At 64.9% G+C, this 20,820-nt stretch carries 19 protein-coding genes and 1 riboswitch; of the genes, 5 read left to right on the top strand and 14 right to left on the bottom strand.

Translation table 11 applies throughout. The features are described 5' to 3' along the window. Positions 1 to 27: 27 nt before the first annotated feature. The 8 genes from BMI89_RS10600 to speB all read right to left on the bottom strand — a co-directional run bounded on the left by BMI89_RS10600 (position 28) and on the right by speB (position 8,135). Positions 28 to 819 carry a cobalamin-binding protein gene (locus BMI89_RS10600; RefSeq protein WP_078570901.1) on the bottom strand — a complete coding sequence of 264 codons (792 nt, stop codon included), beginning with the start codon at positions 817 to 819 and terminating at the stop codon, positions 28 to 30. Further along, complete coding sequence (locus tag BMI89_RS10595) at positions 819 to 1,565, bottom strand: ABC transporter ATP-binding protein (protein ID WP_078570900.1); 747 nt, start codon at positions 1,563 to 1,565, stop codon at positions 819 to 821. Before BMI89_RS10595 ends, BMI89_RS10600 begins: the two co-directional genes overlap by 1 nt. Beyond that, the gene (locus BMI89_RS10590) at positions 1,565 to 2,548 is read right to left on the bottom strand and encodes an iron ABC transporter permease (RefSeq protein WP_078570899.1); all 984 of its coding nucleotides are present in this window, start codon (positions 2,546 to 2,548) and stop codon (positions 1,565 to 1,567) included. The genes BMI89_RS10595 and BMI89_RS10590 overlap by 1 nt, the downstream gene beginning before the upstream one ends. Further along, on the bottom strand, positions 2,545 to 3,294 hold the full coding sequence (locus BMI89_RS10585) for an ABC transporter substrate-binding protein (protein ID WP_168176794.1): 750 nt from the start codon (positions 3,292 to 3,294) through the stop codon (positions 2,545 to 2,547). The genes BMI89_RS10590 and BMI89_RS10585 overlap by 4 nt, the downstream gene beginning before the upstream one ends. Before the next feature lie 103 nt (positions 3,295 to 3,397). Continuing rightward, entirely contained in the window at positions 3,398 to 5,221 is a 1,824-nt protein-coding gene (locus BMI89_RS10580; protein ID WP_078570898.1) for a TonB-dependent receptor, read from the bottom strand. Between the two features lie 136 nt (positions 5,222 to 5,357). Further along, positions 5,358 to 5,552, bottom strand: a riboswitch (cobalamin riboswitch). Between the two features lie 29 nt (positions 5,553 to 5,581). Next, positions 5,582 to 6,628, bottom strand: coding sequence for a DUF475 domain-containing protein (locus tag BMI89_RS10575; protein WP_078520941.1), 1,047 nt, complete (start codon positions 6,626 to 6,628; stop codon positions 5,582 to 5,584). 113 nt (positions 6,629 to 6,741) lie between these two features. Further along, positions 6,742 to 7,167, bottom strand: coding sequence for a DUF1499 domain-containing protein (locus BMI89_RS10570; protein ID WP_078520942.1), 426 nt, complete (start codon positions 7,165 to 7,167; stop codon positions 6,742 to 6,744). Further along, entirely contained in the window at positions 7,164 to 8,135 is a 972-nt protein-coding gene (gene speB, locus BMI89_RS10565; RefSeq protein WP_078570897.1) for an agmatinase, read from the bottom strand. Before speB ends, BMI89_RS10570 begins: the two co-directional genes overlap by 4 nt. Positions 8,136 to 8,472: 337 nt before the next feature. Here speB and BMI89_RS10560 point away from each other — a divergent pair, with 337 nt between their 5' ends. Then, positions 8,473 to 9,438, top strand: coding sequence for a homocysteine S-methyltransferase family protein (locus BMI89_RS10560; RefSeq protein WP_078570896.1), 966 nt, complete (start codon positions 8,473 to 8,475; stop codon positions 9,436 to 9,438). Positions 9,439 to 9,450: 12 nt separating this feature from the next. Here the strand turns inward: BMI89_RS10560 and BMI89_RS10555 are convergent, their stop codons facing one another. After that, positions 9,451 to 10,461: an SLAC1 anion channel family protein gene (locus tag BMI89_RS10555; protein WP_078571080.1), complete on the bottom strand. Its 1,011-nt coding sequence runs from the start codon at positions 10,459 to 10,461 to the stop codon at positions 9,451 to 9,453. Positions 10,462 to 10,785: 324 nt separating this feature from the next. On the opposite strand from BMI89_RS10555, the gene BMI89_RS10550 reads away from it, so the two are divergent. Continuing rightward, positions 10,786 to 11,265: an Rrf2 family transcriptional regulator gene (locus BMI89_RS10550; RefSeq protein WP_078520944.1), complete on the top strand. Its 480-nt coding sequence runs from the start codon at positions 10,786 to 10,788 to the stop codon at positions 11,263 to 11,265. Positions 11,266 to 11,822: 557 nt separating this feature from the next. Further along, the gene (locus BMI89_RS10545) at positions 11,823 to 12,182 is read left to right on the top strand and encodes a TfoX/Sxy family DNA transformation protein (protein ID WP_078570895.1); all 360 of its coding nucleotides are present in this window, start codon (positions 11,823 to 11,825) and stop codon (positions 12,180 to 12,182) included. 1 nt (position 12,183) lies between these two features. On the opposite strand, the gene ndk is transcribed toward BMI89_RS10545, so the two are convergent. After that, the gene (gene ndk, locus BMI89_RS10540) at positions 12,184 to 12,606 is read right to left on the bottom strand and encodes a nucleoside-diphosphate kinase (RefSeq protein ID WP_078520946.1); all 423 of its coding nucleotides are present in this window, start codon (positions 12,604 to 12,606) and stop codon (positions 12,184 to 12,186) included. A gap of 274 nt (positions 12,607 to 12,880) precedes the next feature. On the opposite strand from ndk, the gene BMI89_RS10535 reads away from it, so the two are divergent. Continuing rightward, the gene (locus tag BMI89_RS10535) at positions 12,881 to 14,734 is read left to right on the top strand and encodes an ABC-F family ATP-binding cassette domain-containing protein (RefSeq protein ID WP_078570894.1); all 1,854 of its coding nucleotides are present in this window, start codon (positions 12,881 to 12,883) and stop codon (positions 14,732 to 14,734) included. A 144-nt stretch (positions 14,735 to 14,878) separates the two neighbouring features. Here BMI89_RS10535 and BMI89_RS10530 read toward each other — a convergent pair whose 3' ends face one another. From BMI89_RS10530 to BMI89_RS20600, 4 genes are all read right to left on the bottom strand, one after another. Beyond that, on the bottom strand, positions 14,879 to 16,345 hold the full coding sequence (locus BMI89_RS10530) for a carboxypeptidase M32 (RefSeq protein WP_078570893.1): 1,467 nt from the start codon (positions 16,343 to 16,345) through the stop codon (positions 14,879 to 14,881). Beyond that, positions 16,342 to 17,496: a heme A synthase gene (ctaA, locus tag BMI89_RS10525; RefSeq protein WP_078570892.1), complete on the bottom strand. Its 1,155-nt coding sequence runs from the start codon at positions 17,494 to 17,496 to the stop codon at positions 16,342 to 16,344. Before ctaA ends, BMI89_RS10530 begins: the two co-directional genes overlap by 4 nt. A 143-nt stretch (positions 17,497 to 17,639) precedes the next feature. Then, the gene (locus BMI89_RS10520; protein ID WP_078570891.1) at positions 17,640 to 18,320 is read right to left on the bottom strand and encodes an FAD-binding oxidoreductase; all 681 of its coding nucleotides are present in this window, start codon (positions 18,318 to 18,320) and stop codon (positions 17,640 to 17,642) included. Positions 18,321 to 18,462: 142 nt separating this feature from the next. After that, entirely contained in the window at positions 18,463 to 19,446 is a 984-nt protein-coding gene (locus BMI89_RS20600) for a hypothetical protein (protein WP_143593885.1), read from the bottom strand. Positions 19,447 to 19,680: 234 nt separating this feature from the next. Between BMI89_RS20600 and infC the strand changes: the two genes are divergently transcribed. Continuing rightward, entirely contained in the window at positions 19,681 to 20,223 is a 543-nt protein-coding gene (gene infC / locus BMI89_RS10510) for a translation initiation factor IF-3 (RefSeq protein WP_078540547.1), read from the top strand. Positions 20,224 to 20,820 lie beyond the last annotated feature (597 nt).

The following is a 20,820-nucleotide window of genomic DNA, read 5'->3' as shown; positions in this document are numbered from 1 at the left end:
GCGCGAGGGCTCTATGTCTAAGAACTATTACGCCCGCAACCCCGGATCGGACCAGATCGCGGCCTCCAGCGCGTCGAGCCCGTCGGTCAGCGCTGCAGGCCCGGGCTGCAGGATCAGGGTGGATTTGACCTCGTGCAGCCGGTTTCGCGCAACAGCCGGAACGTCCTCCCAGCCTGGCCTTGCGGAAACTTTCTCGGGCCGGAACTTCTTGCCGCACCACGACCCCACGATGACCTCGGGCGCGGCGTCGATCACTTGTTCGGGAGTGACGATGCGGTCCTTGGCTTTGCCCTCTTTCGCCAGATCGGCGAAGATATCACGTCCGCCCGCGATCTCGATCAGCTCCGACACCCAGCCCACGGCAGAGATCAGTGGCTCGTCCCATTCCTCGAACCAGACGCGCGGACGGTTGGGGCGCGGCTTGGCGGCGATCTCCGCCAGACGCGTCTCGTAACCCGCAGCGAGCAGTTCTGCCCGCTCGGTGCAGCCCACCAGCGCGCCCACCGTGCAGATCATGTCGAGGATGCCCGCGACCGAGCGCTGGTTGAACGCGTGAACGGCGACGCCCTCGCGCACCAGCCCCGCGACGATATCGGCCTGAAGGTCGGAGAAGGTCAGAACGAGATCCGGCTCCAGCGCGAGGATTTTCGGCAGATCGGCGGAGATGAAGGCCGAGACGCGCGGCTTTTCCTGACGCACCCGTTTTGGCCGCACCGCATAGCCCGAAACGCCGACAATGCGTGCGTCCTCACCCAGAAGATAGAGCGTCTCGACCGTCTCCTCGGTCAGGCAGACGATGCGCTCGGCCGGAAATGCCATCAGACCCCCAAGGTGGAAAGCGGTTGAAAAACGGGGCCTTCCGGCGTGATCTTGAAGTGCGCGCGGATGTGGAAGACCTCGGCCAGAAGCGTCTCGGTCAGAACCTCTCCGGGTGCACCGTCCGCGACCAGCCGCCCGCGATCCATCACCCAGAGCCGGGTGCAATGGCGCGCCGCCAGCCCGAGATCATGCAGCGAAGTGACCACCGCGCCGCCCGCCTGCGCATGGGCTGTGAAAACCTGCATCGTCGCGATCTGCGCCGCCGGATCGAGCCCGGCGATCGGCTCGTCGGCGAGGATCAGCGGGCTTTCCTGCGCGAGCGCCCGCGCGATCAGCACCCGCGCCTGCTCGCCGCCCGAGAGCTGCGTGGCGGCACGGTCGCGGTAGTTGTCGAGCCCCATCCGGCGCAGCGCCTCCTCCACTGCAGCCGCCCCGCGCGTCGCCTGATCGCGCCCATGCGGCAGCCGCCCCAGCGCCACCAAGTCGGCGACCGACAGCCCCCAGGCAATCTCGCGCGCCTGCGGCAGCCACGCCGCCGCCCGCGCCCGCGCCATCGGGTCGAGCGCCGAAAGCGAACTGTCCCCGCGATGCGACAAAAGCCCCATCGCGCCCCGCAACAGCGAGGTCTTGCCCGCGCCATTGGGCCCGATCAGCCCGATCACCTCGCCCGGCCCGACCTGCGCCGAGACGCGATCGACCACCGGACATTCTCCGCGTAGAACGGTGAGATTTTCCAGCTCCAGCATCAGCCCTCGCGCCCCATTTTGCGGATCATCGACAGGAAGAACGGCGCGCCGACCAGCGCGGTCAGCACGCCCAACTTCAGGTCACGCTCGGGCGCGATCACCCGCGTCGCAATATCGGCCAGCGTCAGCATCGCCGCCCCGCCAAGCGCCGAAGCCGGAAGCAGCCGCGAGGGCCGCGCGCCCACGGATTTGCGCAACAGATGCGGCACGACGAGGCCGACGAAGCCAATCGCGCCCGCGACAGCCGTGGCCGCACCGACCATCAGCGCCGTGCCGAAGACAATCTGAAGCCTGAGCTTTTTCAAAGAGATACCCATCGAAGCTGCAGCATCTTCCCCAAGGCTCAGCGCATCGAGCCCCGCGCCCGCGCGCAGCAGGATCAGCGCGCCGACGATCAGGAACGGCAGCGCCAGCGCCACATGTGTCATCGAGCGATCGGCGAGCGAGCCCATCATCCAGAACACGATCTCGGCCGCGGCATAGGGCGACGGCGCGAGGTTCAGCACCAGCGCGGTCGCCGCCGCCGCCAGCGCCGAGACGGCGATGCCTGCAAGGATCAGCACCAGCGCCCGACCCTCGCGCCCCGCAAGGATCAGGATCAGTGCGACGGCCACGCCCGCGCCCGCCAATGCGGCCAGCGGCAGTGCCAGTGCGAAGAGCGCGTAGAGCCCGGTCTGGATCGCGATGACCGCGCCAAGCGCCGCCCCTGCAGAGGTGCCGATCAGCCCCGGCTCGGCCAGCGGATTGCGCAGGAAGCCCTGCATCGCGGCGCCCGACAGCCCCAGCGCGGCGCCGACGCCGATCCCGAGGATCGCGCGCGGCAGGCGCAGCTCGCGCATCACAAGGCCCGCCGCGCCATCGCCAGAGAACAGCGCGGAGACGCCGTCGATAGGCGAAATCCCCGACGGCCCGATCAACAGCGAGGCTGCGAACAGCACCGCACAGAGGGCGGAGAGAAGGATGAGGATCGTGCGATAACTCATTGCGTCAACTTCTCTTTCTCGATTTCACGCCCGAGCTTTGCCAGCGTCTCCACCGCATTCAGCATCGCGGGCGCGCCACAGGTCCAGCTTGCATCGCGCAGCCCCCGCACGACCGGCAGATCGCGCAGCACCGGATGCGCCAGCACCTCCTGCGCGCGGCTCGTGCCGGTGCCGCCTTGCGAGCCGCCGACGACCACCAGATCGGGGCGATCCATCACCAGATCTTCCAACGGCAACCGCCCGCCCCAGTCGAGCCCCGGCCCGCTGACGACATTCTGAAACCCTGCCATTTCAAGGAATTGCCCTTCAAGGGTCCGCGGCCCGTAGCCATAGCCCGAGGGCCCGATGATCGCAGCTTTCAGCCCCGGCGCAGGCGTTTTGATCGCCGCAAGCCGCGCATCGAAATCCGCCAGCATCTTCGCCGCGCGATCCGGGTGACCGAGCAGCTTGCCCATCGTCTCGATCCGGCCGCGGATCTCAGGCAGCGAGGTGCCGGGCGGCAGTTGTTCGACCCGGATTCCGAGCGTGCGCAACATGCGGATCGTGTCGGGGTTCGACCATGTATCGGCCAGAACGAGATCGGGATGGAGAATAGATATTTCCTCGGCACGCCCGTAGTTTACGGGAAGATCTTCAGCTTTCTTCCAATGCACAGACATCGACGGATCGGTCGCGAAATGGCTGACCGAGACGATCTGCGACGGATCGGCCAGCGCCAGCGCCAACTGATCCGTGCAGAGGTTCATGGACACGACCCGTGCAGGCAAATCGCGCGCAGGTTCCTCCGCCCACGCAGAGGAGGTCGCCGCCAAGGCGGCGAAAAGGGCGGCGCAAACCGCCCCTTTCAGATCAGAACCGCGCACGCAGCCCCACATAGGCGGCGCGACCCGAGGTGCCGTACCCTGGCCAGAGCTGGTAATCGGTGTCGGTCAGGTTCTCGATACGCAGATAGGCCTCTTTGTCATTGCCCAGATCGTAGGTCATCTGCGCGTTCAGCAGGCCGTAATCGGGCTGGCTCTGACGATCGGTGACCACGCGCATATCGGCGGCGAGCGTGAGCTTGTCAGTCACCTGCGCGTCGATCCCGACGGTCAGCGTGTGGCGCCCGAAGGCCGAATTCCACGTCGAGCCTGCGGACAGCCCATCGGGGTTCTTCGAGTCCAGATAGGTATAGCCGAGGCTATAGTTGACGTTGTTGGAGATCGGCCCTTTCAGACCCAGTTCCAGACCCTGCCGCTTGGCGGTGCCCGAGGTCTGGTAATAGCTGTAGGTCGTGTTGCTGTAGTCGATCAGATCGTCCACCTCGATATGGAACAGCGTCGCGGTCAGCTTATGCGCACCGAAATCACGCTCGACCCCAAGGTCGTAGCTCAGCGATTTCTCCGGCTTGAGATCGGGATTGCCCGCATAGCCGTCATAAAGCTCGTAGCCCGACGGCGCGCGGAACCCGTTGCCCACCGAGGCACGCAAGAGGGTCGCGGCATCGGCCTGCCAGGTGACGCCCAGACGGCCCGTGGTGTTGCCGCCGAAATCCGAGTGATCGTCATGGCGCGCCGAGGCGGTCACGTTCACGCCGTCCATCGGCGAGAAGGCATATTCGCCGAAGACGCCCGTATCCGCGGTCAGGACATCGCCCGTGACATAGGTACCGGTATAGGTTTCCAGCGTGCGATCCGCGCCGAAGGTCAGCCGCCCCGGCCCGAGATCGGTCGAGGCTTTCCAGTCGAGTTTGCGGCGTTTGCCCTCGTAGCCATAGTCATAGACCGGATACCAGCGCGAGGTGGTGTAATAGGTCAGACCGAGCTCGTGATCGAGCGGACCGGTCGCAAATTTCGCAAAGAGACGCCCGCCCCGCTCCTTGTGGACGGTGTATTCGTTGCTGTCCGTGGGCGGCGAGCTGAAGCCGTTATCGAACTCGCCCCGATCGTTCTGCGCAAAGCCGTTGAAGCCGATCAGCAGATTGTCGGAGATGCGCTTCTGCGCGCGCAGGCTCACGCGATCGGCGCGGTAGCCGTCTTTCTCGGTATTGCCGTTCTTCTTGTCGGCGGCCGAGAAGCCTGCGGTGTAGACTTTCGACAGCTGGATCGCGAGCTCGTCGTCACCCTTCTTCCAACCGAAGTTATAGGCCGCATTCGCGGTGTGGTAGGAGCCGAGCTCGAGCTTTACGCTCTGGGTCACGCCATCCTCGGTCGGGCGCGGCGTGTCGAGGTTGATGACACCGGCGACCGCCTGCCCGCCATAGACCGCCGATTGCGAGCCGCGCATGATCTCGACCCGGTCGTAGTTGAACGTGTTGAACCGGCCCAGATCGGGCAGCACCTGCGGCGCGGAGGGATCGGAGACGTCGATCCCGTCCACCATAACCTTCACGTAGTTCTGCGACACGCCGCGGATGGTGAAGCCGGTCTGCGCGCCCATCGGCCCGCGCGACAGGATGCCGACGCCCGGCGATTGCGCGATCAGATTGGCAAGGCGGGTCTGGCCCGAACGCTCCAACTCGTTGCGCGACAGCACGGTGACCGCCTGCGCGGTCTTGTCCGACGATTGCGGCTCGAGCGCACCGTGATAGATCACGATCTCATCGAGTTGGTAAGGTTGGCTGTCTTGCGCAAGCGCGGGGGCTGCCAGCGCGGTGGTGAGCATCAGGCCCACGGTCAAACGGGTGCGGATCATATCCAATTCCCTCGTATCGCGACTCTGTGGTCGCGTGAACTTCGTATCGTAAGTCTTTGGAAATTTGGAATTTCCGCCGACGGTGAGAATGTCACCACTGACGGAAGACCGCCTCCGCTGCGCGCCCCGCACAGGCAGAAAGGATGAGCGCCTCGGCAGGTCTCCTGGCTCGCGGGTCTTGGTTTCGGCTGGCCTTCCCGGGTCGCCCCAGTGGCTCAGTCAGCCGTCACTCGCCGCTCACAGTTGCGGGGGCAGCCCCGGAATGAATGCACGCATCGCACCGGGTTCCCTTTTCATCCGCCAAGGCGGAACCGAAGTGCCCCTGCTGTGCCGCGCGCGCCGCAGTCTGTCAAGAAAATTTCAACTCTCGACGGCGGCTCTGCTGCGCTTGTTGAAACGGATCGAGGACAGCAGCGCCAGCCCGATCAGCCCCGCCCCGATCAGCCCGGTAATCACCTCGGGCACTTCCACCAGCGTCTGCGCGAACATGACGACCGAAAGGATCAGGATCGACCAGAAGGCCCCGTTCTCGAGATAGCGGAATTCGCTCAGCGTGTTGCGCTCCACCAGCATCAGGGTCATCGACCGCACATACATCGCGCCGATCCCCAGACCGATCGCGATCAGGAACAGGTTCTGGGTCAGCGCGAAGGCCCCGATCACCCCGTCGAAGCTGAAGGACGCGTCGAGCACTTCGAGATAGAGGAACGCGCCGAGGCCAGCCTTGGCCGTCTCGGCGGCGATATTCGTCCGGTCGAGCACGTGGCTGAGCACTTCGACCCCGAGGAAGGTCGCAAGCCCGCAGATGGAGGCGAACATAAACTCGTCCTCGCGCCCTTCGGGAAGGATCCAGGTAAAGGCCAGAATGACGAGCAGCACGAGGCCGATCTCCAACCCGCGGATCGAGGCGAGCGCGCGCAACCGGCGCTCCAACGCTCGGATCCAGTCGACTTCCTTGCCCTCGTCGATGAAATAGGTAAGCGCGACCATCATCAGGAAAGCGCCGCCGAAGCCCGCGATCGACAGATGTGCGTCCTCGATGATCTCGGCATATTCCGCCGGATGTTTCGCGGCCAGTTGCACCGCCTCCCATGGTCCGATCCCAGCGGCGATCACGACGATCAGCAGCGGGAACAGGATACGCATCCCGAAGACCGCGATCAGAATACCCCAGGTCAGGAAACGACGCTGCCATTTCGGCGTCATCTGGTGCAGTTTGTTGGCGTTAACGATGGCGTTGTCGAAGCTCAGCGAGATTTCCAGCACGGCGAGCACCGCCGTGATCATCAGGAAAGAGACCGCGCCGCCCAGCCCGCCGGTCTGGGCAAAACCCAGCGCGAATGACCCGACCAGCCCCGCAATAGTGACGGCGATGGCCCAGGAGAAATAACGGTACATGGTGGTCATGCTGGCTCCGGCTGCATGGAGCCTCACTTAGGCTTCGCCCCTTCTCTTCGCAAGGGAGCGCGCCGTCAGAGTTGATCGCTGTGACCCGGCGGGCGCGCCTCGTATCAGACCCCCTACAGCCCCGCCTCGTCGAGCCAGCCCATGATCCGGGCTTTGTTCACGCCGAGATCGGATTTGCCGTAGACGAGATGGCCGCGGATTTGCAGCGTGTTGCCCTCGACCCAAAGCGTGGTGACGTCTGGAAAGCCGAAGAAGGCGGAGCGGGTGACATAGGCCACATGCCCCTCATCGACGCTGCCGGCCACCTGCTTCGTGCGCGCGGTGGCGCGGATGATCTTGTCGAGCGCGGCCATCTGCACCAGCGGGTCGGAGACCTCGCGGGCCGCCTGAAACCCGCCCGTCTCGGGATGATCGCCGGGCGCTTTCGCCAAGCCTTCGACCTTGTAGCGCGCAGGATCGATCGGGGCGAAGCGCACCCAGCCATCGGCCACGGCAACCGCGGCCAGTCCGAGAGCGAGGATCGTCACGGCCCGGTTCATGCCGCGCCCTCCCGCAGCCCCCAACCGGCCAGCGCGATCAGTTCGGTCGCGACATGCGCGCCCGCGATGGCCGTCACGCCGGTCGGATCGTAGGGCGGAGAGACCTCGACCACGTCGCCGCCGATCAGGTTGATGCCCTTCAGCCCGCGCAACAGCTCTGCCGCCTGCCAGCTGGCCAGACCGCCCCAGACCGGCGTGCCGGTGCCCGGCGCAAAGGCCGGGTCCAGCCCGTCGATGTCGAAGGTGATGTAGCAGGGCTTGTCGCCCACCACTATGCGGATGCGTTCCAGCGTGGCCTCGACGCCCTCGCGATGCACCGAAGGCGCGTCCACGATCGTCACGCCCAGCGTATCGGGATTGTCGGTCCGGATACCGACCGAGACGGTATTCTCGGCTCTCACGACGCCCGACTTGATCGCCTTGTAGAGGAACGTGCCGTGGTCGATCCGGTCCATGTCGTCATCGGCCCAGGTGTCGGAATGGGCGTCGAACTGAATGAGCGCGACCTCCCCATGGGCGGCAGCGGCCGCACGCAGGATCGGCAGGGTGATGAAGTGATCGCCGCCCAGCGTGATCGGCACGACGCCCGCCCCGAAGATCGCGCCCAGATGCGCCTCGATCCGGCCAGGGACCTCCGGCACATTGGCATAGTCGAAGGGCATATCGCCGTAATCGACGATGGCGAGTTCCGAGAACGGGTCATAGCCCCAGCCATAGGGCGCGTCGAACGCCTGCAGCGTCGAGGCTTCACGGATCGCACGCGGCCCGAAGCGCGTGCCGGGGCGGTTCGTCACCGCCTGATCGAAGGGGATGCCGGTCACGGCGATCTGCGCACCCGCGAGGTCCTTCGTATAGCGCCGCCGCAGAAAGCTGGTGGCCCCGCCGAAGGTGTTCTCGAAGCTCAGGCCACGCGCCTCTGCCCGCGTAAAAGCCTGATCCACTTGCGTTTTCGCATCTTCCAGAGCCATGATCGCCCCTCCTTTTCGCCCGCGAAATCTGCGCTCGCCCTCGCGGGAGGTCAAGCGCCGTCGAAAATGGGCGGCAGCATACCGCGCCCATCAGAGCTCGGGATGGAGCCCGTGTTTCATCCGTCAGTTCAAGAGGTCACCGCGCGACCGAATCCGAGCCGACAAGAGGCGACGTAGCCACACAATGGACGGCGTGATAAGGTGACCCAACGTCACCCTACCAAGACAAAGTCCGGCACGACCGGATCGACGACCTGCGCCGCGTGCTGATTTCGCCGCCTCTCATGCGCTTTGAAAGAGTTTTCCGAACCGAACCGCGTCACACAAGGAGAGCGTCATGACGTTGCAGAGCACCACGTTTCCCCGAGAGGACGGCATCCTCTACCTCACCGAAGGCGGCACCGAGACCGAGGTGATCTATCGCCACGGCCACGAGCTGCGCGACTTCGCGATGTTCGAGTTGATGAACAAGCCCGAAGCGGTGCGTGACATGGAAAACATGTATCGCCGCTATCTCGACAAGGCAGCTCAATATGGGTTCTCTGCGTTGATGTCGGGATTCGATTACCGCGCGAGCCCGGACTGGGGCGCCAAGCTCGGCTATTCGGCGGAAGGCCTACGCGAGATGCAGCACAAATGCATCGACTTCCTGCGCGGTGTCTCGCGCGCATACGAGGACCAGATCGAGCGCATCGCGATCGCGGGCTGTATCGGGCCGAAAGGCGATGCCTATTCGCTCAACCGCGACATCACGGCCGAGGAAGCCGAAGACTACCACGCCACCCAGTGCGAGACGTTGAGAGATTGCGGCGTCGATCTGATCTGGGCTGCCACGATCAACAACATTCCCGAGGCGGTCGGGATCAGCCGCGCGGCGGCGCGCGTCGGGCTGCCGGTGAACATGTCTTTCACGCTCGACAGTTCCCACAAGCTGAAATCGGGCCCCAGCCTGAAAGAGGCGATTGAGGCGACCGATACTGAGGCCGGGCCTGCGCGCCCGGATTCCTACGGAATCAATTGCTCGCATCCGCTGGAATTCGAACCCGCGCTCGAACCGGGAGATTGGGCGCGGAGGTTGCGCTCGTTGCGGCCAAACGCGGCGAAAATGGACAAGGTCTCGCTCTGCAAGCTCGGCCATATCGAAGAAGGCGATCCCGAGGAATTGGGCCAGATGATGGGAGATCTGGCAAAGCGCTATCCCGACATCGACATCTGGGGCGGCTGCTGCGGGACATGGGACAAGCATTTCGACCGCATCGCGCATTACGTGCGACAAGCGCGACAGGAGCCGCTGCCTGCGTGAACTCCGGCCCCCTCACTTCGGCTGGCAAATCTCTCCGCGCAGGATCGCAAGCCCCGTGCGCCAGACGAGCCCCACGATCACCACGGCAAGGATCGCGAGGAAGGCCACCGCCATGCGCAGATGCGGCTCGGAATGGGCGTATTCGGCATGCAGGAACGTCGCGATGGTCAGCGCCGCAATGGGGAAGCTCAGCGCCCAGAAGCTCATCGCGAAGGGCAGCCGCAGAATGCGCGGCAGCTGCACCGCGACGAGCGCGGCGAAGACGTAGGCCAGCGACAGAAGGATATGCGCGAAAGGATCGACGCCCTGCCCGATCCCGGCCCCGGGCACGATCTGCTCGCCGGTCAGGCGCAGCCACGCGATGAAGGCCACCGCGGGCGGCGCGATCAGGATCACCAGCGTCGGCTGCAGCTTGCTCGGCAAGGGGTCGTGGAAGATCAGCCGGTTGAACACCAGCGTCAGCAGCACGAGCCAAAACAGCATCCCGGCCGAGAAGAACAACCAGCTGATCTCGATGAAACCGAGCTGCGCCCCCGCAACCGGCACGATCACATTGCCCACCGCCGGGATGAACCATGCCGGGTTCAGCTGCCCGTGCTTGAAACTGCGCGTCCCGATCCAGTTGGTCACGACCGCGAGCGTCATGATCCCCTGCAGGGTCGTACCCGCCAGCCACAGCAGGAGCGCAAGCGAGGTCGAGATCGTCAGCGCCCCGGTCGCCAGCAGCAACAGCGAGATCGCGACGGTCGGGAAGAAGGCCAGCCGGATCGGGTGATGCCATTCCGCGCTCACAGCTTGCAGGTGCCGCACGGCCTTGGCGAGATAGAAGGCAGAGATCAGCACGAACACGGTCGCGGTTAGCGCGAACATCACCTGATAGGGCAACGGCCCGAGCCCGAGCGGCTTGGCCGCCGCACGCAGCGCCAGCGTGAAGCCCCCGAGCCCCATCGTCGTCGCATAGAAGGTGATCGGAAAATGCTCGAGCCGGCTATGCGCGGCGGGTGCCTCAGCTTGAATGCTCATCTTGCCCTCCCGGTGGCCATCGCCGCGCGGGGCCGAACGGCCCACAACGCGACGGATCAGATCACCCGCGCCGCGCCGGACCAACCCACGCGGCGGGATCACACCTCTCATTTACTCACGCATCCGTGTGTGAGGAGTCTGGCAAATGGACGCATTCGCCGCGCCGGGTGCCGCGCGCGTCTACGTCCCGCGCGTATTGCCTCTGGCGGATCCCCGCTTGCGCCAGACCCGCTCTGTGACGAAAATTTTCAAGGAACGTGACATAGGTCAAACCTGCGAGGTAAACTTACCTATATCACCGCTTCGTGAGCTGGAGGAGTTGCGATGCGTCTGACCACACGAACCAATCTCGCGATGCGCGTGCTGATGTTCTGCGCGGTCAATCCGCATCGCACCGTGCGCAAACACGAGATCGCGGAGGCCTGTAACGCGTCCGAGAACCATCTCGCGCAGGTCATCAACACGCTCGCGCGCGAGAATTTCATCACCACCCTGCGCGGTCGCGCCGGTGGGATGCAGCTTGCCCGCCCGCCCGAAGAGATCGGCGTGGGCAAGGTGCTGCGCGCCTTCGAGGCCGCCCTGCCCTTCGCCGAATGTTTCGATACCGAGACCAACACCTGCCCGCTCCGCGACGCCTGTCTGTTCCGCGATGCGCTGACCGATGCGCTCGAGGCCTTCTACGGGACGCTGGACCGCAAGACGCTCGCCGATCTGGTCGACAACAACACCGCGCTGGAGGCGATGCTCAGCCTGCCCGGCCTGCAGCCGCTGTCGATCTGCGCAACCGCACGCGCCGCGGAATAACCGCCGCGACATGACGCTCCGGTAGGTCCATATTTCTGACGCATTGCCGTGCGCAGCAGCGCTTTCGTGGCGCCAACGTCACAGTTTCATGACACCCGCTCACGGCAAAGAGATCAAAATTCAGTTTCGCTTGACCACCCCTTTTCCCGGCGAGAGCCTGTGTCTACTTGTCGCACCAACGGGAAGACCCCGCTAAACGCGACTCATCACAAGGCTTAGGTCATGCAACAGCAATCGGGCACTCAATCAGGCCAGCAACAGCAAGGCGGCACGAACCGTCCTGGCCAGCAACAAGGCCAAACGGGCAATACGACCCAACAGAACGGCACCGTATTCGACGACTGGGCGTCCATCTGACGCCCTTTCTCGCGTCGCTATGATAGCGGCGCAGGCAGGCCCCGCAACCGGCATCTTCATTCACTGCCGGTTTTCGCGCCGCCCGCCATTCGACCTCTCCTTCGCGCTGCTCTTGCGTGGCGCGAAGTCCGCTCTCAAACTGTCCCGACGCCAGCCCGCGCGAAACTGACACCGCGCGCCCCGAAGGAACGTCCGGAACGATGAGCACCTCTCTCACATCCATCAAAGGGATCGGCCCCGCCACCGCCGAGGGCTTTACCCGCGCCGGGATCACCTCGGCCGAGGAGCTGCGCGAGATCGGCGCGGACGCCGCCTATGCCGCGTGGATCTCGGTCGGCAACCCCGCCCATTTCATCGGCTATTACGCGTTGCACATGGCGCTGCAAGGGCGCCCGTGGAACGACTGCCGTGGCGCGGAGAAAGCCGAATTCCGCAAGAAATTCGATGCACTTAAGGCGCGGATCGCGGCGCGCGACAGCACCACCCAGTCCGCAAAAGAGAAGGGCCGCGCCCGGCTGGACGCGGCCCTCTCGGAAATTGGTCTGATCGCGAAACGCTAGATCAGCCGACGATCTCGAGACCCGAGAAGAAGAACGAGATTTCTTCCGCAGCGGTTTCCGGAGCGTCGGAGCCGTGCACCGAGTTCTCACCCACGGAGAGCGCGTATTCCTTGCGGATGGTGCCCTCGTCGGCTTCCGCCGGGTTGGTCGCGCCCATCACTTCGCGGTTCTTGGCGATCGCGCCTTCACCCTCGAGCACCTGAACGACGACCGGCTCGGACGCCATGAACTCGCACAGTTCGCCGTAGAAGGGGCGCTCTTTGTGGACTTCGTAGAACTTGCCGGCCTGATCCATGGTCAGCTGGATGCGCTTCTGCGCGACGATGCGCAGACCTGCTTCCTCGAACTTGGCGTTGATCTTGCCGGTGAGGTTGCGCTTGGTCGCGTCGGGTTTGATGATGCTCAGCGTGCGTTCGATGGCCATGTGTGACCCTTTCCTTGTGGTTCGTGGCCGGTATCCGGTCCGAAATATCTGCCGCGCCTGCTACCATGCAGGGGAAGCCTTGAAAAGCCCTCATGGGCGGGGCTGCGGCGACTCTAGATTGGGTTTGTGACCGTTTGGTCAAGGCCGATCGGCAGGTCGTTGCGCGGGTTTGCGCCCGCCGATGCCTCCGGCGGGGATATTTTTGCCAAGCCGAACGGGCCGCAGCGCGCAGCAGCGATTGACTGTTGCCCGCCCCTGCGCCAAGTCAGGCCCCATGTTGCGCATCTCCGATATCTCCTTTTCGATCGAAGGCCGTCCGCTCTTTGCGAACGCCTCCGCCACCATTCCCGAAGGCCACAAGGTCGGCCTCGTCGGCCCCAACGGCGCGGGCAAGACGACACTGTTCCGGCTGATCCGGGGCGAGCTGACGCTGGATGGCGGCGAGATCGGCCTGCCCTCGCGCGCCCGGGTCGGCGGCGTGGCGCAGGAAGTGCCGTCCTCCTCGACCTCGCTGCTCGATACGGTGCTGGCCGCCGACGAGGAACGCGCGAGCCTTCTGGCCGAGGCCGAGACCGCGACCGACGCGCATCGCATCGCCGAGGTGCAGACGCGGCTGGTCGATATCGACGCGTGGTCGGGCGAGGCGCGAGCGAGCGCCATCCTGAAGGGTCTCGGCTTCGACATGGAGGCACAAAAGCGCCCCTGCTCGGATTTCTCCGGCGGCTGGCGGATGCGCGTGGCGCTCGCGGGCGTGCTGTTCGCACAGCCCGATCTGCTGCTTCTGGACGAACCGACGAACTATCTCGATCTCGAAGGCGCGCTCTGGCTGGAAAGCTACCTGATGCGCTACCCGCATACGGTGATCGTGATCTCCCACGACCGCGATCTTCTGAACCGCGCCGTGGGCTCGATCCTGCATCTCGAGGATCGGCAACTCACGCTTTATCAAGGCGGCTACGACACGTTTGCCCGCACCCGCCGGCTGCGCCGCGAGGCGCAGGCCGCCCAAGCCAAGAAACAGGAGGCCCGCCGCGCCCATCTGCAGGGCTTCGTGGATCGCTTCCGCGCGCAGGCCACCAAGGCCAAACAGGCGCAGGCGCGCGTCAAGATGCTCGAGAAGATGGAGCCGATCACCGCCCCCGAAGAAGCGGCGAAACAGGTCTTCACCTTCCCCGCGCCGGAACAGCTCTCCCCGCCGATCATCGCGATGGAAGGTGCCGCCGTGGGCTATGGCGGGCCCGCGATCCTCAAGCAGCTCAACCTGCGCATCGATCAGGACGACCGGATCGCGCTGCTGGGCCGGAACGGCGAGGGGAAATCCACTCTTTCCAAGCTCTTGGCGGACAAACTTCAGGTGATGGACGGCAAGATCACGCGCTCGTCCAAGCTGCGGATCGGCTATTTCGCGCAGCATCAGGTCGACGAGCTGGACCTGAAAGAGACGCCGCTCACCCATCTCAAGCGCGAGCGCCCCGACGAGCATCCCGCCAAGCTGCGCGCGCGGCTTGCGGGCTTCGGCCTCGGCGCGGATCAGGCGGAGACGGCGGTAGGCAAGCTCTCGGGCGGGCAGAAGGCGCGGCTGTCGCTGTTGCTGGCGACGCTCGATGCGCCGCATCTCTTGATCCTCGACGAGCCGACCAACCACCTCGACATCGAGAGCCGCGAGGCGCTGGTCACCGCGCTCACCGAATATTCCGGCGCGGTGATCCTTGTCAGCCACGACATGCATCTGCTGGGGCTGGTGGCCGACCGGCTCTGGCTGGTCAAGGGCGGCGCGGTGGCGCCCTATCAGGGCGATCTGGAAAGCTACCGCGCGGAGTTGCTGGCACCGCCGCCCGAGGACAAGCCCGCGAAGTCGGCCGCACCGAAAGCCGCGAAACCGTCGCGCTGTGCAATGACCACGATGAAGCGCGAGGTCCGCGACTGCGAGGCCCGGGTCGAGAAGCTGAGCGACATGCTCGAGAAGCTCGACGCGAAACTCGCCGATCCCACGCTCTACGAGCCTGAAAAAGCCCGAGATCTCGCGATCTGGCAGGCGAAGCACACTGAGGCGACCAAGGCGATGGAGAAGGCCGAGGCGCTTTGGATGGCGGCGCTGGAAAAGCTGGAAACCGCCGAGCAGGACTGAGATCATCGAAGGGGGCGTTGCCCCCGCTCGTTTCACGGGCCCCCCGGAGTATTTCGGGCCAGATGAAGGGACGGTTGCGCGCCCCCTTCCTCTTGGCAAAAATATCCCCGCCGGAGGCGCCTGCCCCTCAAGCAGCGCTGCGGCTCACAGCTTGTAGATGCCCTCGAATTTCCGCGTCAGATAAGCCAATAGCGGCGTCTCGGTCGGCTCGAAGCCGCAGGCATGCTGGATGGTCTCGCGCGGGGTGCGCAACCCGCCGTGGACGCGCAGGTTCTCATCGAGCCATTGCTTGGCGGGCGTCGCATCACCCTCGGCCAATGCGGCGTCGATGCCGGGCGTGACCGCGCGCATCGCCTCGTCGAGACAGCCCGCATAGACATTGCCCAGCGCATAGGTCGGGAAATAGCCGAACAGACCCACCGACCAATGCACATCCTGCAGGAAGCCCTGACTGGGCTTGGTGACCTTCACGCCGAAATCCTGCTCGAAGCGGGCATTCCACGCCTCTTCGAGATCCGCGACCTCGAGCTTGCCCGAGATCAGATCGCGCTCCAGATCGAAGCGCAGCATGATGTGGAGGTTGTAGTTCAGCTCGTCCGATTCGGTGCGGATGAAGCCCATATCGACGCGGTTGACCAGCGCGTGGAAGGCCTCCGTATCCATGCCTAGATCGCCGAACGCATCGGTCATGCGCTGATGCAGCCAGCCGGTGAACGGGGCCGAGCGGCCAAGCTGGTTCTCGTAGATCCGGCTCTGGCTTTCGTGCACGCCCATCGAGACGCCATGGCCCAGCGGCGTGAAGCGATAGGCCGGGTTGATCGCCTGCTCGTAGGTGGCGTGGCCGACCTCGTGGATCGTCGAGTAGATATTGCCGAACGGATCGCTCTCGGAGATCCGGGTGGTGATGCGCGCATCGTCGCCGCCGCCCGAGGAGAACGGATGGACCGACATATCGAGCCGCCCGCGCGTCCAGTCATAGCCGAAGGCGGAGGCGCATTTGCGCGCCAGCCGCAGCTGCGCGTTCTCGGGGAAGACCTTGTCGAAGGGTTGCGGCGAGACCTCCGAGCCCAGTACCCGGTCGCGCAGCTCCACCAGCGGGCCGCGCATCCGGTCGAAGACCGTGGCGATTTCCTTCGACGTCGCGCCCGGCTCATAGTCGTCGAGCAGCGCATCGTAGAGATTGCCCTCGGACAGGCATTCGGCCTCTTCACGCTTGAGACGCACAACCTCTTCCAGCGTCGGCAGGAAGGCGGAGGCATCCTCATTGGCGCGGGCTTCCGCCCAGATGCCCTGAGACAGCGAGGTCAGACGCGCCATCTCGGTCGCAAGGCGCGCCGGGATGCGGGTCGCGCGGTTGTAGCTGCGTCCCACCAGATCGAGGACGCGCGCGCTGACCGCGTCATCGGCCTCGGCGCGGGCCAGCCAGTCCTCGATGCGCGGATCGGTGCGGCGCGCATGCAGCACCGATTCCAACGCGGCGGATTCCTCGGCGCGCTGATCGGCGGCGCCGCGCGGCATCATCACCTCTTGGTCCCAGCTTAGCAGCCCGGCGATATTGCCCAGCGCTTCGGTTTCGCGCTGATGCGCGAGCAGGTCCTGATAGGCGCTCATACGCGGCCCTCCCGGATGGAACGAACAAGGGGGAAGCGCGCCATGTGACGCGCGCGGATCACGAGGACCCAAGTGATGATAGCACCGAATTGGTGGATGAGCCCCAGCCACCAGTAATTCACCAGCTCAAGCGCGGTGGTGATGCCCAGCACCATCTGGAAGAAGATCATCGCCGCCATCAGCGCGAAGGCTTCCTTGGTGCGCGGATGGGCCGAACTGCGCGCGCGCCATGCGGCGTAAAGGCCCGAGGCGAAGACGAAATAGCCGACCATGCGGTGCATGAATTGCACCAGCGCCGGATTCTCGAAGAAGTTGCGCCAGATCGGCGTGTAATCGAAGCTCTCCGACGGCAGGAACTGACCGTTCATCGAGGGCCATGTCGGGAAGGCGAGCCCTGCATCGATCCCCGCCGTGAGCGCACCGAGGATGATCTGCACGAACACGAGCCCGATCAGCACAGAGCCGATCCGGGTCAGGCGCGGCTCGGCCAGACGGCGGGCCTGCAGAAGCGCCGATTCCGGGCGCGAGAGCTGCAGTGCGAACCAGGAGATCAGACCGAGGATGATGAAGGCGAGGCCTAGGTGCGTGGCCAGCCGGTAGGACGCGACCGAAGTCATCCGCCCGACGAGGCCCGAGGACACCATCCACCAGCCGATCGCGCCTTGCAGACCGCCCAATATCCCGAGGCTGAACAGTCGCCCGGTCCATCCCGTCGGGATTTTCTTGGTCAGCCAGAAGCCGATGAAGCCGATGAACCAGACCACGCCGATCAGGCGGCCCAGCTGCCGGTGGCCCCATTCCCACCAGAAGATGCCCTTGAATTCGGACACGGTCATGTTGGGGTTCATGTATTTGAACTGCGGGCTCTCTTTGTAATGGGTGAATTCCGCCTGCCAGTCCGCATCGCTCATCGGCGGGATCGCCCCTGAGATCGGATCCCAGCGGGTGATCGACAGCCCGCTATCGGTGAGGCGCGTGGCCCCGCCCACGGCGATCATCGCCACGACCAGCGTGAACAGCACGAACAGCCACATCCGGATCGCCCGGCGCGCACCGCGGGGCTTGGCGTCGATCATGCCGCCCTTGGGTTCGGCCCGCGTGGTGGTGCCCTCCGATCCAACTTCCTCGAAGATGCTGCGTTTCTCGCTCATGCGTGCGGACCCCCGGCTTGTCTGTCGCCTGTTCTCGGCAAAAATTTGCGCGAGGGCAAACTAGGCCGCCCCCTCACCGGGGGCAAGGGGGCGGGAAGGCGCAGGGCACTCGGTCTCGGGGCACTTAGACGTGATCGGACGAGTCAGTCGAAATCCTCACGGATGATGCGATCTTCCTCGACGCCGAGCTCCTTCAACGTGGCCTCGATCTCATCGACCATCTTGTCGGGACCGCAGATGTAGAACTTGCCGCTCTCCTTCTCGACGAAGGGCGCGAGGAAGCCGCGATCGACATGCATCGAAACGACGCCCTTGCCGGGATCGCTCTGACCGGTGACGGTCCAGACGGTCTCCAGCCCCTTCATCGCCTCGAACTCGTCGCGCAGGATGATGTCGGCTTCCGTCTTATTCGAGAAGATCAGGCGGCAGCCCTCCAGCGTCCCTTCGCGGGCCAGACGCGCGCGCAGGATCGAGATGAAGGGCGTCACCCCTGCCCCGCCTGCAATGAAGGTGCCGGGGCCTTCGTCCTTGATCGCGCCCCACGGGTCGGAGACCTCGACGGTCTCGCCGGGCGTCAGCGTCGCGATTTGCTCGGTCACGCCGTCATGGTCGGGATAGGATTTGATGACGAATTCCAGCGTGTCGCCATCCACCGGGTTGGTGAAGGTGAAGGGGCGCTGCTCGTCAGCCCAGCCCTCGCGGGTCAGGTTCAGATCGACCGCCTGACCGGGCGCGAAGTCGAACCCCTCGGGGCGCGGGAAGACGAGGTGATGCGTGTCATGGGTGACGGGGGAAATGCTTTGCAATTCGAGACGGGTGCTCATGGAGGGCTCCTTTCGTTGAAGAGCGAACGCGAGGCTTTGCGCAGACGTTCCCACCCCGCCCGACGAATGCGCAAAGAAAAGGGCCGCGCGAGGGAATGTCGCGCGGCCCTTCGGTCTCAGCGGATGTGGCGGCAGATGGGGATCAGAAGCCCAGCGCCGCGCGGATCTGATCGACCACACCTTCGACGAGTTGGGGATTGTCGCGCGCGCTTTGCACCGCTGTGCGCAATTGCTCCTTCGTCGCTTCGGGCAGCTCGGAGGTGTCGACGATATCCATCACCCGATCCGCGTCGAACCCTTCCACGGTCAGCGCCTTCGCCGCGCTCATCACGCCCTGCGCGGGCACCGGCATTTGGGTGTCGCCACCGCTCGCGGTACCTGCGGGGGCCGCCGACTGTGCGGCATTGGTCGCGGCGGCTGCGGCGTCGGCTGCAGCATTGGCGGCTTGGCTGGCGGCATCGGCTGCCGCTTTCGCCGCCGTGCTCGCGCCTTCGACCGCGCTATCGGTGGCATCCTCTTGCGCGCCGCTGGCCGCCGAGGCAGCCGCATTCGCAGCCTTCGCCGCCGCTTCCGCCGCCGCCGTGGCGGCCTTCGCGGCATCGGTGGCAGCCGCGCTGGCCGTATCGCTTGAGGAATCCATCGTGGCAGTCGCCGCCTTGCTTGCAGCGGAGGCGGCATCCTTGGCCGCATCGCTCGCGTCGCCCGCCGCCTGCTGCGCGGTCTCGGTTGCTTTCGAGACGGCGTCGGCGGCGCTTTCAGCGGCGTCGGTGGCGGCGCTTTGTGCCTGATCGGCTCCGCTCTGCGCGGCCTCTTTCGCGGCATCGGCGGCATCCGCCGCCGCATTCGAGCCCGTATCCATCGCGCCCGAGGCCTTTTCCTTCACGCTATCGGCCGCGTCGGACGCCGCCTGGCTCGCCTTGTCAGCGGCGGCCTTCACCGACTCGCCCGCAGACTTCACCGCATCGCTGGCCTTGTCCGCCATGCTCTTGTCGCCAGACTCAGTGCCAGCCGCTGCGTTGGTCGTCGTATCGGTCGCGTCGGGCGAGTCCGTGATATCGGTATTGAGGATGATCAATCCGGCGGCCACCGCCAACACCACGATCGCCGCTGCCACAATCTTGTTCATCACGCTTTTTCCCTTGATTGTCTCTCTCTGCGGGCGCTATTCACCCCGCCTCGACCACTGGGCACAGCCACGCATACGGACCGCTAATGCGCCGCAAACGCCTTTGCCCTGCCCGGCAGGACACAACGCGTTTCCTCCCTGCCCGGTTCCCGTGCCTTTGCGGTTGAATACGGCGGCACTCGGGACTATCTTTTCCGCCCGAAATTACTCAATGGCTACAGAAGGATTCCCACCATAGCCCGCAGACCCCATAACGCCCCGCCGACCCGTGACACCGGCCCCCGAGTGAACGGCCGTATCCGCGCGAACGAGATTCGACTCATTGGCGCGGAAGGCGAGAATGTCGGCGTGGTTACCCCGCGCGAAGCGATGACCATGGCCGAAGAGGCCGGGCTCGATCTCGTCGAGATCTCGCCCAACGCCAATCCGCCCGTCTGCAAGATCATGGATTTCGGCAAGTTCAAATACGAACAGCAAAAGCGCGAAGCCGAAGCCCGCAAGAAGCAGAAGACGATCGAAATCAAGGAAGTCAAATTCCGCCCGGGCACCGATGTGCACGACTATGACGTCAAGATGCGCAACGTGGTGAAGTTCCTCGAGAACGGCGACAAGGTGAAGGTCACCCTGCGCTTCCGTGGTCGCGAAATGGCGCACCAGGATCTGGGTCTCGAGCTGCTCAACCGCGTCCGCACCGATGTGGGCGAGTTGGGCAAGGTCGAGAACATGCCCAAGCTCGAAGGCCGCCAGATGGTGATGATGATCGCGCCGGCGAAATAACCGCCAGAGCATCGCGAGATGGTTTGAACCCTCCCCTCACCGGGAGGGTTTTTTCATGGCCCGTCGCGGGTGGCTCGTGCATTTCGAGGGGAGGAAAAATTAAAGCGCCGCGGGAGGGAGACCCGCGGCGCATTTTGGGGAAAAGACGAGGGAGAACGTCTGTTCCTCTGGTCGGGTTCTGTGCGGTTTGGGCCGCGTCAGGGAGATCAAGAACCCGATGCACTTGTGATATGGGAGTATCCGTGTGCTGAACTTGACTTAGGTCAAAACTCAGTCGGTTTGAACTGCGACAAACTGTTCCAATGGTCACGTTTCTGGCAGGGTCGGTGAGCCGCGTGTGAGGAAAACCTTACCCGAGGCCTGACGCCCCGCCTTCGGACCTGTCTTTTCGGGCTCTCAAAGCACACGGTGCGATCACGCGAGCGACTCGCCCCGATCGAACTTTCAGTGCCTTTTTCTTCCCGTCCCATCCGGTCTTGCGCGCGCTCCTCCGCGATTGCCCCGGTTTCGCCATTCCCACCGCGCGAAATCGCCCCGTTCGGAGGCGAAATCGAACCCTGGACAGGCACGGCCCGGAATCGGGTTGCCGGCGGTTGC

Origin of the sequence: Thioclava sp. F36-7 (assembly GCF_002020075.1) — a bacterium.
Taxonomy (GTDB): domain Bacteria; phylum Pseudomonadota; class Alphaproteobacteria; order Rhodobacterales; family Rhodobacteraceae; genus Thioclava; species Thioclava sediminum.
Note: the sequence above shows the minus strand (reverse complement) of the source record. Positions and strands in the feature narration are given on the sequence as shown.

Excerpts from the sequence above, each read along its gene's own strand:
- BMI89_RS10555 (WP_078571080.1), bottom strand. The coding sequence starts at position 10,461 with ATGAGCATTCAAGCTGAGGCACCCGCCGCGCATAGCCGGCTCGAGCAT.
- BMI89_RS10530 (WP_078570893.1), bottom strand. The coding sequence starts at position 16,345 with ATGAGCGCCTATCAGGACCTGCTCGCGCATCAGCGCGAAACCGAAGCG.
- BMI89_RS10520 (WP_078570891.1), bottom strand. The coding sequence starts at position 18,320 with ATGAGCACCCGTCTCGAATTGCAAAGCATTTCCCCCGTCACCCATGAC.
- BMI89_RS10585 (WP_168176794.1), bottom strand. The coding sequence starts at position 3,294 with ATGAACCTCTGCACGGATCAGTTGGCGCTGGCGCTGGCCGATCCGTCG.
- BMI89_RS10550 (WP_078520944.1), top strand. The coding sequence starts at position 10,786 with ATGCGTCTGACCACACGAACCAATCTCGCGATGCGCGTGCTGATGTTC.
- BMI89_RS20600 (WP_143593885.1), bottom strand. The coding sequence starts at position 19,446 with ATGAACAAGATTGTGGCAGCGGCGATCGTGGTGTTGGCGGTGGCCGCC.
- BMI89_RS10580 (WP_078570898.1), bottom strand. The coding sequence starts at position 5,221 with ATGATCCGCACCCGTTTGACCGTGGGCCTGATGCTCACCACCGCGCTG.
- BMI89_RS10590 (WP_078570899.1), bottom strand. The coding sequence starts at position 2,548 with ATGAGTTATCGCACGATCCTCATCCTTCTCTCCGCCCTCTGTGCGGTG.
- ndk (WP_078520946.1), bottom strand. The coding sequence starts at position 12,606 with ATGGCCATCGAACGCACGCTGAGCATCATCAAACCCGACGCGACCAAG.
- BMI89_RS10560 (WP_078570896.1), top strand. The coding sequence starts at position 8,473 with ATGACGTTGCAGAGCACCACGTTTCCCCGAGAGGACGGCATCCTCTAC.
- BMI89_RS10535 (WP_078570894.1), top strand. The coding sequence starts at position 12,881 with ATGTTGCGCATCTCCGATATCTCCTTTTCGATCGAAGGCCGTCCGCTC.
- BMI89_RS10600 (WP_078570901.1), bottom strand. The coding sequence starts at position 819 with ATGGCATTTCCGGCCGAGCGCATCGTCTGCCTGACCGAGGAGACGGTC.
- speB (WP_078570897.1), bottom strand. The coding sequence starts at position 8,135 with ATGGCTCTGGAAGATGCGAAAACGCAAGTGGATCAGGCTTTTACGCGG.
- BMI89_RS10570 (WP_078520942.1), bottom strand. The coding sequence starts at position 7,167 with ATGAACCGGGCCGTGACGATCCTCGCTCTCGGACTGGCCGCGGTTGCC.
- BMI89_RS10575 (WP_078520941.1), bottom strand. The coding sequence starts at position 6,628 with ATGACCACCATGTACCGTTATTTCTCCTGGGCCATCGCCGTCACTATT.
- ctaA (WP_078570892.1), bottom strand. The coding sequence starts at position 17,496 with ATGAGCGAGAAACGCAGCATCTTCGAGGAAGTTGGATCGGAGGGCACC.
- BMI89_RS10545 (WP_078570895.1), top strand. The coding sequence starts at position 11,823 with ATGAGCACCTCTCTCACATCCATCAAAGGGATCGGCCCCGCCACCGCC.
- BMI89_RS10595 (WP_078570900.1), bottom strand. The coding sequence starts at position 1,565 with ATGCTGGAGCTGGAAAATCTCACCGTTCTACGCGGAGAATGTCCGGTG.